This is a genomic window from Anoxybacillus sp. EFIL, assembly GCF_013096955.1.
GTDB lineage: Bacteria > Bacillota > Bacilli > Bacillales > Anoxybacillaceae > Anoxybacillus > Anoxybacillus ayderensis.
Genome location: NZ_SDLH01000006.1, coordinates 96,742 through 110,357, shown reverse-complemented (window position 1 = coordinate 110,357; position 13,616 = coordinate 96,742). Strand labels below are relative to the sequence as shown.

12 protein-coding genes are annotated in these 13,616 nt (G+C 44.5%); 1 reads left to right on the top strand and 11 read right to left on the bottom strand.

Annotation, left to right across the window (positions count from 1 at the left end; genetic code table 11):
- Positions 1–12: 12 nt before the first annotated feature.
- From fsa to ES017_RS10560, 3 genes are all read right to left on the bottom strand, one after another.
- Positions 13–660 carry a fructose-6-phosphate aldolase gene (gene fsa, locus ES017_RS10570; protein WP_009360980.1) on the bottom strand — a complete coding sequence of 216 codons (648 nt, stop codon included), beginning with the start codon at positions 658–660 and terminating at the stop codon, positions 13–15.
- Between the two features lie 83 nt (positions 661–743).
- On the bottom strand, positions 744–1,604 hold the full coding sequence (locus tag ES017_RS10565; RefSeq protein WP_021094333.1) for a class II fructose-bisphosphate aldolase: 861 nt from the start codon (positions 1,602–1,604) through the stop codon (positions 744–746).
- A 204-nt stretch (positions 1,605–1,808) separates the two neighbouring features.
- Positions 1,809–2,168, bottom strand: coding sequence for a response regulator (locus ES017_RS10560; RefSeq protein WP_009360982.1), 360 nt, complete (start codon positions 2,166–2,168; stop codon positions 1,809–1,811).
- Between the two features lie 171 nt (positions 2,169–2,339).
- Between ES017_RS10560 and ES017_RS10555 the strand changes: the two genes are divergently transcribed.
- Positions 2,340–2,858: a DUF2529 domain-containing protein gene (locus ES017_RS10555; RefSeq protein ID WP_009360983.1), complete on the top strand. Its 519-nt coding sequence runs from the start codon at positions 2,340–2,342 to the stop codon at positions 2,856–2,858.
- Positions 2,859–2,885: 27 nt separating this feature from the next.
- On the opposite strand, the gene ES017_RS10550 is transcribed toward ES017_RS10555, so the two are convergent.
- The 8 genes from ES017_RS10550 to ES017_RS10515 all read right to left on the bottom strand — a co-directional run bounded on the left by ES017_RS10550 (position 2,886) and on the right by ES017_RS10515 (position 13,560).
- Positions 2,886–4,481 (bottom strand): CTP synthase, encoded by a 1,596-nt coding sequence (locus ES017_RS10550; protein WP_019418644.1) that lies wholly within the window; start codon positions 4,479–4,481, stop codon positions 2,886–2,888.
- Between the two features lie 156 nt (positions 4,482–4,637).
- Positions 4,638–5,186, bottom strand: a complete 549-nt coding sequence (rpoE, locus tag ES017_RS10545) for a DNA-directed RNA polymerase subunit delta (protein ID WP_171335054.1) — start codon at positions 5,184–5,186, stop codon at positions 4,638–4,640.
- A 122-nt stretch (positions 5,187–5,308) separates the two neighbouring features.
- Positions 5,309–8,563, bottom strand: a complete 3,255-nt coding sequence (gene icmF, locus ES017_RS10540) for a fused isobutyryl-CoA mutase/GTPase IcmF (protein ID WP_171335053.1) — start codon at positions 8,561–8,563, stop codon at positions 5,309–5,311.
- A gap of 20 nt (positions 8,564–8,583) precedes the next feature.
- The gene (locus ES017_RS10535) at positions 8,584–9,207 is read right to left on the bottom strand and encodes a TetR/AcrR family transcriptional regulator (RefSeq protein ID WP_009360987.1); all 624 of its coding nucleotides are present in this window, start codon (positions 9,205–9,207) and stop codon (positions 8,584–8,586) included.
- A gap of 10 nt (positions 9,208–9,217) precedes the next feature.
- On the bottom strand, positions 9,218–10,357 hold the full coding sequence (locus tag ES017_RS10530) for an acyl-CoA dehydrogenase (protein WP_019418647.1): 1,140 nt from the start codon (positions 10,355–10,357) through the stop codon (positions 9,218–9,220).
- Positions 10,354–11,505 carry an acyl-CoA dehydrogenase gene (locus tag ES017_RS10525; RefSeq protein ID WP_171335052.1) on the bottom strand — a complete coding sequence of 384 codons (1,152 nt, stop codon included), beginning with the start codon at positions 11,503–11,505 and terminating at the stop codon, positions 10,354–10,356. The genes ES017_RS10530 and ES017_RS10525 overlap by 4 nt, the downstream gene beginning before the upstream one ends.
- A gap of 13 nt (positions 11,506–11,518) precedes the next feature.
- Entirely contained in the window at positions 11,519–12,364 is an 846-nt protein-coding gene (locus tag ES017_RS10520; protein WP_483296346.1) for a 3-hydroxybutyryl-CoA dehydrogenase, read from the bottom strand.
- Between the two features lie 14 nt (positions 12,365–12,378).
- Positions 12,379–13,560, bottom strand: coding sequence for an acetyl-CoA C-acetyltransferase (locus ES017_RS10515; RefSeq protein WP_171335050.1), 1,182 nt, complete (start codon positions 13,558–13,560; stop codon positions 12,379–12,381).
- Positions 13,561–13,616: the final 56 nt, after the last annotated feature.

Below are 13,616 nucleotides of genomic sequence, written 5' to 3'. Positions count from 1 at the left end.
ACTGCTAAATCATTATTTTTGGTTTGCTTTATTCCAGTCTGCTAAAAACTTTTCGATGCCTTGATCTGTAAGCGGATGTTTAAATAGTTGCATAAGCACATTGTAAGGCACTGTCGCAATGTGTGCACCTTTTAATGCTGCCTCTGTCACATGTTGTGGGTGACGAATAGATGCGGCGATAATTTCTGTATCAATGTCGTGAATGGCAAAAATGTTCGCAATCGTTTCAATTAACTCTAAGCCGTTATGGCCGATATCATCTAAACGACCTAAAAACGGCGATACGTATGTCGCACCAGCACGCGCCGCTAGCAATGCCTGATTCGCGCTAAAAATAAGTGTGACGTTTGTTTTAATTCCTTTTTCACTAAATACTTTTACCGCCTTTAACCCTTCTGGCGTCATCGGCACTTTAATTGTAATGTTTGGTGCGATTTTTGCTAATTCTTCCCCTTCTGCAATCATTCCTTCTGCATCGGTTGCGATTACCTCCGCACTAACGGAACCGGAAACGAGAGAAGTAATTTCACGAAGACGATCGTGGAACGATACGTTTTCTTTTGCGACGAGGCTTGGGTTTGTTGTTACCCCCGCTAAAATGCCTAGTTCATGGGCGTGGCGAATTTCATCAATATTTGCCGTGTCAATAAAAAATTTCATAATTTTCAACCTCCTAAACGCTTTCAAAAATGGAATGAAACAAAACCGCCCGCTTCAGCAAGGCTGAAACGGTGCGGCTTGTATTACAACGCTTTGCCGGAAGAACCGAATTCGCGCATTTTGCCGATGACTGTTTCTTTAATCGCATCGCGACCAGGGCCGAGGAATTTGCGCGGATCGTACACTTTTTCATCTTTCGCTAACACTTCGCGCACAACTTTTGTAAACGCCATTTGGTTTTCTGTATTGACGTTAATTTTAGATGTACCAAGCGAGATGGCACGTTGAATTTGTTCTGTTGGGATGCCTGTTCCGCCGTGTAAAACGAGCGGTACACCTGTACGATCGCGAATTTCTTCCATCTCTTTAAATCCTAATTTTGGCTCTCCTTTGTATGGACCGTGTACAGAACCGAGCGCTGGCGCTAAACAGTCAATGCCTGTGCGCTTGACAAGCTCTTCGCACTCATCTGGATTTGCATAAATAATTCCTTCCGCAACAACGTCATCTTCTTGTCCGCCGACTGTTCCTAACTCCGCTTCAACAGATACACCACGCGCATGAGCATACTCAACAACTTTTGTTGTAATTTCAACGTTCTCTTCAAACGGATGATGGGATGCATCGATCATGACTGATGTAAATCCAGCGTCAATCGCTGCTTTACATTTTTCAAAGCTTGAACCGTGGTCAAGGTGAATTGCGACAGGAACAGTAATGTTCATGTCTTCCATTAATCCTTTCACCATGTTCACAATCGTTTTGAAGCCGCCCATGTAGCGAGCTGCTCCTTCAGACACGCCAAGGATCACAGGAGATTTTTCTTCTTCCGCTGCTGCTAAAATGGCTTGTGTCCATTCTAAGTTGTTAATATTGAATTGACCGACTGCATACTTGCCTGCCAATGCTTGTTTAAGCATTTCCGTCATCGAAACTAAAGGCATCGCTAAATCCTCCTTAAATGTAGCCATTATTCACTATCCGAAAGCGCCTTTCACATGTACAATGACCAAAATACGACAAATTTATACAAGACGATATCGAATAGTATGTACATTATAAGAATAACAAACTTTGTTTCCATACATCAACATTATTCACCGAAACGAACGAAACTTTGTGAAAAAAGTTCAAAAAGCTGTCAACGGTTAACCAATATATTTTTTCACTGCATCACGCATATCGTCTATATCAAAAGGTTTCGCAAAATGGGTCAGCGCACCGAGCTTTTTCGTTTCATGAATCATATCGAGTTCGCCGTAAGCCGTCATCACGATGACTTTTACATGCTCATTCATTTCTTTCATCTTCTTTAAAATTTCTACCCCGTCCATGCCTGGAATTTTCATATCTAACAACACTAAATCCGGGGAGTGCTTCGCAAACAAATCGAGCGCTTGAACACCGTTTGCTGCTTGATACGTTTCATATCCTTCTTTTTGAAACACCTCGTTTAATAAAATGCGAATGCCGAATTGGTCGTCCACAATCAAAATCTTCCCCGCCATGATAAACACCTCTATTTTCTCTTTTTCATATGTAACATTCCTATTTTTATTATCGTATCATTATTTCAAAATTTTTACCATTTATCCTGCTTTATGTTCTAATTTTGATCATTTTTTTATTTTTTAATATAATGAGCAAAAAGCGAAAGTCGCATAAAAAGGAGATGGATTATGTTAAAAATATTATCGACGCAGCTTGCAGGTGTGTTTCAGCGAATAAGTGCGCAAGAAGAAGAGCAGTTTGAAGATGCTGCCCGTTTATTTGCCCAAGCGATCATTAGCGACGGCACCATTTTTGTTTACGGCATGGACGAAATGGAAGCTGTCGTCGCTGAAGCGCTGCACGGAGCTGAAAAATTGCCGAACGTTAAACCTCTAAACATGAACGAAGTAACGACCGCTGACCGCGTGCTCATCGTTTCGCGCTTTTGCACAGATGAAGAAGCGATTCGCATCGCAAAACAGCTTCACGAACAAAACATATGGACGATCGGTATGTCATCTATCGCAGAGAGTTCGAAACCGTCGCTCGTTGATTACGTCGATGTACATATTGATTTATGTTTGAAACAGCCGCTCGTCCCAACAGAAGATGGCTCACGGATCGGCTTCCCTTCCGCTGTCGTTGCTTTGTTCGCTTATCATAGTTTAGTGCTGATGACAAAAGAAATTGTTGCCGAATATGAATAAGAGGATGCCCATAGCGGACATCCTCTATTATTTTTCTAGCGATGCGCGAATAAATTCGCGGAACAGTGGCTGTGGACGCGTCGGACGAGATGTAAACTCCGGATGAAACTGCGCCGCAACAAACCACGGATGATCTTTCAATTCGATAATTTCTACAAGACGGCCATCTGGGCTTGTCCCTGAAAAAACAAAACCGTTTTCTTCCATCACCGTACGATATTCATTGTTAAATTCATAACGATGGCGATGGCGCTCATAAATGACTTCATCTTGATATGCTTCGTATGCTTTCGTTCCTTCAACGAGCTTGCACGGATATAAACCGAGACGAAGCGTTCCGCCTAAATCTTCGATATCTTTTTGCTCTGGCAATAAGTCGATAATCGGATGTGGCGTGTTTGGATCGATTTCTGCCGAATGGGCATCTTTTAACCCGACGACATGACGAGCAAACTCCACAGATGCTAATTGCATACCTAGACAAATGCCGAGGAATGGGATGCGTTGCTCACGCGCATAGCGAATAGCCTCAATTTTTCCTTCGATTCCACGATCGCCAAATCCGCCCGGAACGAGAATACCGTTTACTCCTTGAAGCAGCTGCGCCACATTGTCGCGATCGACATGCTCAGAGTTAATCCAACGAATGTCTATATCTGCATCAAACGCATATCCTGCATGACGTAATGCTTCCACGACAGAAATGTACGCATCTTGAAGCTCAACGTATTTTCCGACGAGCGCAATCGTTGTTTTATTTGATAAATTGCGCACTTTTTCAACGAGTGCGATCCATTCTGTCATATCCGCTTCGTTGCAGTTTAGTTTTAAATGCTCACAAACAATTTGGTCTAACTTTTGTTCTTGAAGCATGAGCGGTACAGCGTATAACGTATCGGCATCGCGCGCTTCAATGACCGCTTTCGGATCAATGTCACAGAACAAAGCAATTTTATCTTTCATATCTTGAGACATTGGCATTTCTGTGCGCACGACGATGACGTTTGGCTGAATGCCTAAGCTGCGCAATTCTTTGACGCTATGTTGCGTCGGTTTCGTCTTCATTTCACCTGCTGCTTTAATGTACGGCACGAGCGTACAATGAATATACATCACGTTGTCGCGACCGACGTCGCTTTTGATTTGACGAATAGCTTCCAAAAACGGAAGAGATTCAATGTCGCCAACTGTTCCACCGATTTCAGTAATGACGACATCGGCATTCGTTTCACGTCCTGCTCTGAATACGCGTTCTTTAATTTCGTTTGTAATGTGCGGAATAACTTGTACCGTTCCGCCTAAATAGTCGCCACGGCGTTCCTTTTTCAATACGGTCGAATAAATTTTTCCTGTTGTCACGTTGCTATATTTGTTTAAGTTAATATCAATAAAGCGCTCATAATGACCTAAATCTAAGTCTGTTTCCGCTCCGTCATCTGTGACAAACACTTCTCCGTGTTGATACGGACTCATCGTGCCTGGGTCAACGTTAATGTACGGATCAAATTTTTGAATCGTTACTTTCAAGCCACGATTTTTTAATAATCGACCGAGTGAAGCAGCCGTAATTCCTTTCCCAAGCGATGAAACGACGCCACCTGTTACAAAAATATATTTCGTCATTAAACCTTCCCCCTCAACTCATTTGGAATAGTTACAGTGTGTGCGAATTCGGGGAAAAATAAAAACGCTCCGCTTACAAATATGTAAGGGAGCGAACGTATCTCTATGAAAAGAGCCCAAACAGAATTCTACATATATCGATGTAAAAAGTCAAGGTTATAATTCCTCATCTTCTTCTAACTCTAATTCTTCATCGACGACGTCTAGCTCTTCATCAAGCGGGGCATCATCTAAATTGAGTTCTTCATCTAATAAATCATCGATTACTTCTTCATCTTCATCTAATACAAAATCATCGTCTAACAGCTCTTCATCGTCTAATAATTCTTCATCTAAATCGTCATATACTAATTCGTCTTCATCGATCATGTCATCAAAGTCATCAAAGTCATCCGCCACTTTTTTCTTCTTCTTCACGCGCTCGACAGGTACCGCTTCATCTTCTGTTTGATCGTATGGATACCATGCGCGCAAGCCCCAAGCTGTTTCCCCGATACAAATAAACCGTCCATCGACGTTTAAATCTGTATAAAACTGCGCCAATCGCGCGCTCACTTCGCTTTCAGATAATCCTTTAATCGCGACTAGCTGTTCGACCATCTCTTGAAAAGACACCGTTTGCTTTTTCTCACACAATAGCAAATACGCAAGTTCGACGAAAGACATCTCTCGCAATTGTTCTTGAGAGTATTGCTCCAAACTCACTTTCCGCACTCCCTTTCTCCAACGTATGAAAACAACAAAAATCCATACCATTCATTATAAACAAATTCATTTACTTTATGCTAGAGCGTTGCCCAAAAAAAATGTCGGGACATCCCCCGACATTACATATTGCGGCGATATTGTCCACCGACTTCATACAACGCCTTTGTAATTTGTCCTAAGCTAGCGACTTTGACTGTCTCCATCAGCTCAGCAAAAATGTTTCCGCCGCTTACCGCGACATGTTTTAACCGCGCAAGCGCTTCTTCCACTTCGTCTTTATGTTCTTCATGGAATTTGCGTAAGTTTTCGAGTTGAAGTTGTTTTTCTTCATATGATGCGCGCGCGAGCTGTAAGCTTTCGATTTCTTCTTCGACTGCTGCATTCGGGTTTAAATATGTGTTTACGCCAATGATCGGCATTTCCCCGCTATGTTTTTTCATTTCGTAATACATCGATTCATCTTGAATTTTGCCGCGCTGATATTGCATTTCCATCGCGCCAAGCACACCGCCACGCTCATCGAGACGCTCAAACTCTTTCAACACCGCTTCTTCAACTAAATCTGTTAATTCTTCGATAATGAATGAACCTTGTAGCGGGTTTTCGTTTTTCGTTAACCCATGTTCTTTTGTAATGATGAGCTGAATCGCCATCGCACGACGAACAGACTCCTCAGTCGGCGTGGTGATCGCCTCGTCGTAAGCGTTCGTATGAAGCGAGTTGCAGTTATCATGAAGCGCCATGAGCGCCTGTAATGTTGTACGAATGTCATTAAAATCAATTTCTTGGGCGTGAAGGGAACGTCCTGATGTTTGTACGTGATATTTCAACTTTTGGCTTCGTTCGTTCGCCCCATATTTCTCCCGCATCGCAACCGCCCAAATGCGCCGTGCTACCCGACCGATCACTGTATATTCTGGATCAAGACCGTTGCTGAAGAAAAACGATAAGTTTGGTGCAAAGTCATCAATATGCATGCCTCGGCTTAAATAGTATTCGACGTACGTAAAGCCGTTCGCCAGCGTAAATGCCAATTGTGTAATCGGGTTCGCTCCAGCTTCCGCAATATGATAGCCTGAGATGGAAACAGAATAATAGTTACGGACACGGTTGTCGATAAAATATTGTTGAATATCCCCCATCATACGTAAAGCAAATTCGGTTGAAAAAATGCACGTATTTTGCCCTTGGTCTTCTTTTAAAATATCCGCTTGGACCGTTCCACGCACCGTCTGCAACGTCTGTGCTTTCACTTGTTCGTATTCTTCTTGCGTCAGTTTTCGACCAAGCTCTGCTTCTTTCTTTTCGACTTGTTGATCGATCGCTGTATTCATAAACATCGCTAAAATGATCGGCGCAGGTCCATTAATCGTCATCGATACGGACGTGAGGGGATCGCACAAATCAAAACCTTTGTACAACTTTTTCATATCATCTAACGTACAAACACTTACACCGCTCTCGCCAATTTTTCCGAAAATGTCTGGACGTTCATTCGGATCTTCTCCATATAACGTCACGGAGTCGAATGCCGTACTTAAACGTTTCGCTGGGTCGTCTTTGCATAAGTAATGGAAGCGGCGATTCGTCCGCTCCGGCGTACCTTCTCCTGCAAATTGTCGCTTCGGATCTTCCTCTTGCCGTTTAAACGGGAAAACACCAGCCGTAAATGGAAATGCCCCCGGAACGTTTTCTTTATAAAGCCAGTGTAAAATTTCCCCATAATCTTTAAACTTCGGCAACGCTACTTTCGGAATGCTTAAACCTGCTAAACTTTTCGTCTTTAACGGTGTGACAATTTCTTTCTCGCGCACTTTTGTGACAAACTGTTCTGCGCTATATTTCTTTTTCACATCTTCCCATGAAGCTAATAACTTTCTTGACTCTGGTGTTAATTTTTCTTCATATGTTCGCTTAGCCTCTTGTAAAGCTGCCATGGCTTGTTCATCATGGCGTTCGTTCATCGTTTCAATGGCACCTTCAAGCTGAAATACGCGGCGAGCGATGTCACATTGCTCATTGACGCGTTGATGATATTGTCGAATCGTATCAGCAATTTCGCGCAAATAATGGCGCCGTTCGTTCGGAATGATCACATTTTGTTTTTCGACATGATCTACTTTTTGCAACGTCGTCGTCCAATTTGTTCCCATTCGTTCGTTAATTAAATCGATTAATGCGACAAAGAGCGTATTTGTTCCTGGGTCGTTAAATTGGCTTGCGATCGTGCCGAATACAGGCATTTCGCTCACATCGCGATCAAACAATTGATGGCTTCGTTGATATTGTTTTTGCACTTGGCGTTTCGCATCTTCTGAACCTTTGCGTTCAAATTTATTAATGACGATCAAATCGGCATAGTCGATCATATCGATTTTCTCAAGCTGCGATGGGGCGCCGAACTCGCTCGTCATCACATACATCGCAATATCACAAATATCTTTAATCGCTGCATCGCCTTGACCGATGCCGCTCGTTTCTACGATCACTAAATCAAAACCTGCCGCTTTGACGACTTCAATGGCATCTTGAATCGCAAGCGACAATTCTGAACGCGAACTGCGCGTCGCTAAACTGCGCATGTAGACGCGCGGCGAAGAAATGGCATTCATGCGAATACGGTCACCAAGCAATGCTCCGCCCGTTTTTTGTTTTGTCGGATCCACCGATAAAATCGCCACTTTTTTCTCAGGAATTTCATTTAAAAAGCGACGGACGAGCTCATCTGTGAGCGAGCTTTTGCCGGCTCCACCTGTTCCGGTAATCCCGATGACGGGAATGCGCTTGGCCATCGCTTTGACCCGTTGTAAAACCGCTTCTGCTGTCGCAGCTACTTCGCTATGGGCATTCACACGGTTTTCACACACAGTAATTAATCGCGCCACCGCTTGAACGTCTCCGTTTGCCAATCGTTCGACTTCATCTGTTATTTCTCTGACCGTTGGGAAATCGCATTCTTCCATCATGATGTTAATCATTCCTTGCAACCCGTAACGCCGCCCGTCTTCTGGTGAAAAAATACGAGCAATACCATACGCGTGCAATTCTTTTATTTCCCTTGGAATAATTACGCCGCCACCGCCACCGTAAATGCGAATATGCGAAGCGCCTCGCTGTTGCAATAAATCATACATATATTTAAAAAATTCCATATGTCCGCCTTGATACGAAGATACAGCGATCCCTTGTACGTCTTCTTGAATCGCAGCGTTCACAATTTCTTCTACTGAGCGATTATGGCCTAGATGAATGACCTCCGCTCCACTCGCTTGTAAAATGCGGCGCATAATGTTAATGGCCGCATCGTGTCCATCAAACAAACTCGATGCCGTCACAAAGCGAACGTGATGTTTTGGACGATAAATGTGCGCCATCTTTCTCCCATCCCCTTTCGCTACCGCTTCATAATGCCTTCAAGCAATAGCTTTGTTTGCCATTCAATATATTCATCGAGCGTATACATTTTTTTCAACGCCCAACGACGGAACCCCCACATTTGACCGAGAACGAAAATGTTATGTGCAAATAATTGAATTTCTTGTTCTGTAAGGGAAAATACCCCGTTATCGACACAGCGTCGCAAAATATGTTCAAACATCGCCACCATTTGCAATTCTTTATTTAACACGTACGGGAGCGATTCTTTGCCGAGCGACTTCGCTTCTTGATACATGACGAGCACTTCGTCTTGCAGCTCGTCAACAACGCGAAAATAGTAATCAATCGCTAATTTTAACCCGTCTAAATCCCCTTTTGTCGTATCGATTGCTTGCTCCATGCGATCGCGTACTTCATCGTAAATACGGTCGCATACTAAATAAAGAACGTCTTCCTTTTTGCGAATGTATTCGTATAACGTTCCGATGCTAAAGCCAGAAGCGCGGGCAATTTCGCGCGTCGTCGTTTGATGAAACCCTTTTTGTTTAAATAGCGAAATCGCCCCTTTAATCATTTGATTGCGCCTTTTTTTCACAAGCCGTTCGTCTTTCACAGACGCGGGCACTTCACGCTTCTTCATTACATCACTCCTATTTCGTTAACATTCTTGAAATAACGATGCGCTGAATTTCTTGCGTGCCTTCATAAATTTGCGTAATTTTTGCATCGCGCATAAAGCGTTCTACTGGATAATCTTTCGTATAGCCGTAACCACCGAAAATTTGTACCGCTTCAACGGTGACTTTCATCGCTGTATCCCCTGCAAACAATTTTGCCATCGCGGATTCTTTTCCGTACGGTAAGCCGTTTGATTCGAGCCATGCTGCTTGATATGTTAATAAACGTGCCGCTTCGATGGCCGTTGCCATATCCGCTAGTTTAAAAGCAATGCCTTGTTGTTCAGCAATTGGCTTGCCGAATTGAACGCGCCCTTTTGCATATTCAACCGCTGCATCTAACGCCCCTTGCGCGATGCCAACTGCCTGCGCCGCAATGCCATTTCGTCCGCCATCGAGCGTCATCATCGCAATTTTAAATCCGTCCCCTTCTTCCCCAAGTAAATTTTCTTTCGGAATGCGGCAATCTTCAAAAATAAGCTCCGTTGTCGGTGATGAACGAATGCCGAGCTTTTTCTCCTTTTTCCCGATCGAAAACCCAGGCGTTCCTTTTTCAACAATAAATGCGCTAATGCCGCGATGCTTTTTCTCTGGATCAGTGACCGCAAACACGACATAAATGTCCGCTTCTCCGCCGTTTGTAATCCATACTTTTGAGCCGTTTAGTACGTAATGGTCGCCATCGCGAACAGCACGCGTTTTCATTGCTGAAACGTCAGAACCTGCCCCTGGTTCAGACAAACCGTATGCTCCAAGCTTTTCACCTGTCGCTAATGCCCGTAAATACGTTTGTTTTTGTTGTTCTGTCCCAAATTTATAAATCGGCCAGCTCGCTAAAGAAATATGAGCGGATAGGGTTACTCCTGTCGAGGCACACACTTTGGAAAGCTCCTCAACAGCGATCACATATGCTAAATAGTCGCTGCCGATGCCACCGTATTGTTCTGGCCACGGAATACCCGTTAAACCGAGCTCCGCCATTTTGTTGAAAATGCTGCGATCAAATCGTTCTTCTTCATCGCGTTCCGCCGCTGTCGGTGCCACTTCATTTTTCGCGAAGTCGCGCACCATTTTTCGTATCATTTCATGTTCTTCACTTATTTGAAAATTCATTTTCCCATCCCCTTTAACAAATGTTTACTAATAACGAGCCGTTGAATTTCGCTCGTCCCTTCGTAAATTTCACATACTTTCGCATCGCGGAATAACCGTTCAACCGGATAGTCTTCTGTGTAGCCGTTCCCTCCGAAAATTTGTACCGCTTCGATGGCGTTTTCCATCGCTGTTTTCGATGCGAAAAGCTTCGCCATCGATGCTTCTTTTCCACATGGCATGCCGTTTGTGCGTAAAAACGCCGCATGGTAAACGAGCAGCTTTGCCGCTTCGACGTTCGTTGCCATATCGGCTAGTTTAAAGGCGATTCCTTGTTGTTCTGCAATCGGCTTACCGAATTGGATGCGCTCTTTTGCATAATTCGTCGCATGCTCAAGCGCGGCTTCCGCAATGCCAAGCGATTGTGCTGCAATTCCGATGCGCCCACTATCTAAATTAGCCATCGCAATTTTAAAGCCATCGCCTTCTTGACCGAGCAAGTTTTCAGCTGGCACGCGCATATCTTCAAACGACAGTTGTACTGTGCGCGATCCGTGAAGCCCCATTTTTTTCTCGTCTTTTCCGATAACAAGCCCAGGCGTCTGTTTTTCAACAATAAATGCGCTAACTCCTTTGCTTCCCTTTTCTTCTAGATTTGTGCGGGCAAACACGATGTACGTATCAGCTTCTCCACCGTTTGTAATAAATACTTTTGAGCCGTTTAATACGTAATGATCGCCATCGCGCACGGCTGTCGTTTTTAAGCTTGCCGCATCTGATCCCGAGCCCGGCTCTGTTAAGCAAAACGCCCCTAAATATTCTCCTCGCGCGAGTTTTGGCACGTACTTTTGCTTCTGTTCTTCCGTTCCAAAATATAAAATCGGATTTGTGCCGACCGACGTATGGACAGATAAAATGACCCCTACGACAGCGCTCACTTTTGAAATTTCATGAATGGCGATAATGTATGACGTAAAATCCATCCCTGCACCGCCATATTGTTCAGGAACGGTAATGCCCATTAACCCAAGCTCAGCCATTTTTTCGAGGATGGGGCGCGGAAACTCCCCCCGCTCCATCCGCTCGACAAACGGTGCAATTTCATTCGCCGCAAACTCGCGCACCATTTGACGCATCATTTGTTGTTCTTCTGTAAAATGGAAATTCATGGTGTCAACCCCTTTATTCGTACGTGTAAAATCCTCGCCCTGTTTTTCGTCCGAGCCAACCCGCTTTCACATATTTGCGTAAAAGCGGACACGGACGGTATTTATCGTCACCAAGTCCATCATGAAGCACTTCCATAATGTATAAACACGTATCTAACCCGATAAAATCCGCTAAAGTGAGCGGTCCCATCGGATGATTCATTCCGAGTTTCATCACTTCGTCGATTGCTTCTTTCGTCGCAACGCCTTCGTATAAACAATAAATCGCTTCGTTAATCATCGGCATTAATACTCGATTGGAAACAAACCCCGGGAAGTCGTTCACTTCAACAGGTACTTTTCCTAACGTTTTTGTCATTTGTTCAATCGCTTCATACACTTCATCACTTGTTGCGAGACCGCGAATAATTTCAACAAGCTTCATGATCGGTACCGGATTCATAAAATGCATGCCAATGACTTTTTCTGGTCGTTTCGTTGCTGCGGCAATTTCTGTAATCGGTAGTGAAGACGTATTTGTTGCTAAAATGGCATGCGGAGAGGTGATTTCGTCTAGTTGTGCGAATAGTGCCGTTTTCACATCCATATTTTCAACAACAGCTTCAATGACGACATCGACATCGCTGCCATCGCGCAAATTTGTCGAGGTGCGAATGCGGCTGATCGCTTCATCGCGTTGTTGTGCGCTTAATGTTCCTTTTTCAACGAATTTATTCATGCTTTTTGTAATATTGTTCAGCCCCCATTGTACGCGTTCCTCATTGACGTCGTTTAAAATGACGTCATATCCTGCCGTTGCGCACACTTGGGCAATCCCTGATCCCATTTGGCCTGCGCCTACAACCATCACTTTTTTCATCGTCCCATCCCCCATTAATGAACTTCAATCATGACTGCATCGCCTTGACCACCACCGCTACAAATGGCTGCAATGCCAAGACCGCCACCGCGACGCTTTAATTCGTAAATGAGCGTAATGGTAATGCGCGCTCCGCTTGCCCCGATCGGATGTCCGAGCGCAATGGCTCCACCGTTGACGTTCACTTTTTCTTCCGGCAAGTCGGCAATTTTCATGCTTGCTAAAGCGACCGCGGCAAACGCTTCGTTAATTTCAAATAAGTCGATATCATGTACTGTTTTTCCTGTTTTACGTAACAATTCATTGATGACGATACCCGGTGTTTTCGGAAAATCTTTCGCTTCAACCGCAACGGCTGTATGCGCGACAATCGTCGCAAGTGGGGTAAAACCTTCTTTTTGCGCCCTCTCTTCGCTCATTAATACGAGCGCGGCTGCCCCATCATTTACACCTGGCGCATTTCCTGCTGTAATCGTGCCCGTTGGATCAAACACGGGTGCAAGTTTCGCTAGTTTTTCAAGCGATGTATCTTTACGTGGTGATTCATCGACCGCTACTGTAATCGGCTCTCCTTTTCGTTGCGGAATCGTAACAGGGACAATTTCTTCTGCAAACTTGCCCTCCGCGATCGCCGCAATCGCTAATTGATGGCTTCGATACGCCCAGCGGTCTTGTTCTTCACGCGTAATGCCTAATTCTTTTGCCGTTTCGCTTCCGTAAATGCCCATATGCACGCCTGTAAAGCTGCATGTTAATCCGTCATACACCATTAAATCTTTCACTGTCGAATCGCCCATGCGCAACCCCCAACGCGCTTTTGGCAACATATATGGGGCATTGCTCATCGATTCCATTCCCCCAGCGACAATGACATCCGCATCACCGGCGCGAATGATTTGGTCGCCAAGCGTGACGCTGCGCATACCAGAGGCGCATACTTTATTGATTGTTTCTGTTTTCGTCTCCCATGGAATGCCTGCTTCTCTAGCCGCTTGCCGCGATGGAAGTTGCCCTTGTCCACCTTGCAATACGGTGCCAAATACGACTTCATCGACATGTTCTGCATTCACATGTGCGCGCACTAACGCTTCTTTGATCGCAATGCCTCCAAGTTGTGCTGCGCTCAATGCGCTTAAACTTCCTCCAAATTTCCCAAATGGCGTACGTACCCCGCTAACAATGACCGTTTTCCCCATGTTTCTCCCCCTTTTCGTCATAAGAAAGCCCTTTCAAAAATATTGAGCGAACGCTC

Coding starts and splice junctions, on each gene's coding strand:
- ES017_RS10520 (WP_483296346.1), bottom strand. CDS start 12,364: ATGAAAAAAGTGATGGTTGTAGGCGCAGGCCAAATGGGATCAGGGATT.
- ES017_RS10550 (WP_019418644.1), bottom strand. CDS start 4,481: ATGACGAAATATATTTTTGTAACAGGTGGCGTCGTTTCATCGCTTGGG.
- icmF (WP_171335053.1), bottom strand. CDS start 8,563: ATGGCGCACATTTATCGTCCAAAACATCACGTTCGCTTTGTGACGGCA.
- ES017_RS10515 (WP_171335050.1), bottom strand. CDS start 13,560: ATGGGGAAAACGGTCATTGTTAGCGGGGTACGTACGCCATTTGGGAAA.
- ES017_RS10530 (WP_019418647.1), bottom strand. CDS start 10,357: ATGAATTTTCAAATAAGTGAAGAACATGAAATGATACGAAAAATGGTG.
- ES017_RS10560 (WP_009360982.1), bottom strand. CDS start 2,168: ATGGCGGGGAAGATTTTGATTGTGGACGACCAATTCGGCATTCGCATT.
- ES017_RS10555 (WP_009360983.1), top strand. CDS start 2,340: ATGTTAAAAATATTATCGACGCAGCTTGCAGGTGTGTTTCAGCGAATA.
- ES017_RS10535 (WP_009360987.1), bottom strand. CDS start 9,207: ATGAAGAAGCGTGAAGTGCCCGCGTCTGTGAAAGACGAACGGCTTGTG.
- ES017_RS10565 (WP_021094333.1), bottom strand. CDS start 1,604: ATGCCTTTAGTTTCGATGACGGAAATGCTTAAACAAGCATTGGCAGGC.
- ES017_RS10525 (WP_171335052.1), bottom strand. CDS start 11,505: ATGAATTTCCATTTTACAGAAGAACAACAAATGATGCGTCAAATGGTG.
- fsa (WP_009360980.1), bottom strand. CDS start 660: ATGAAATTTTTTATTGACACGGCAAATATTGATGAAATTCGCCACGCC.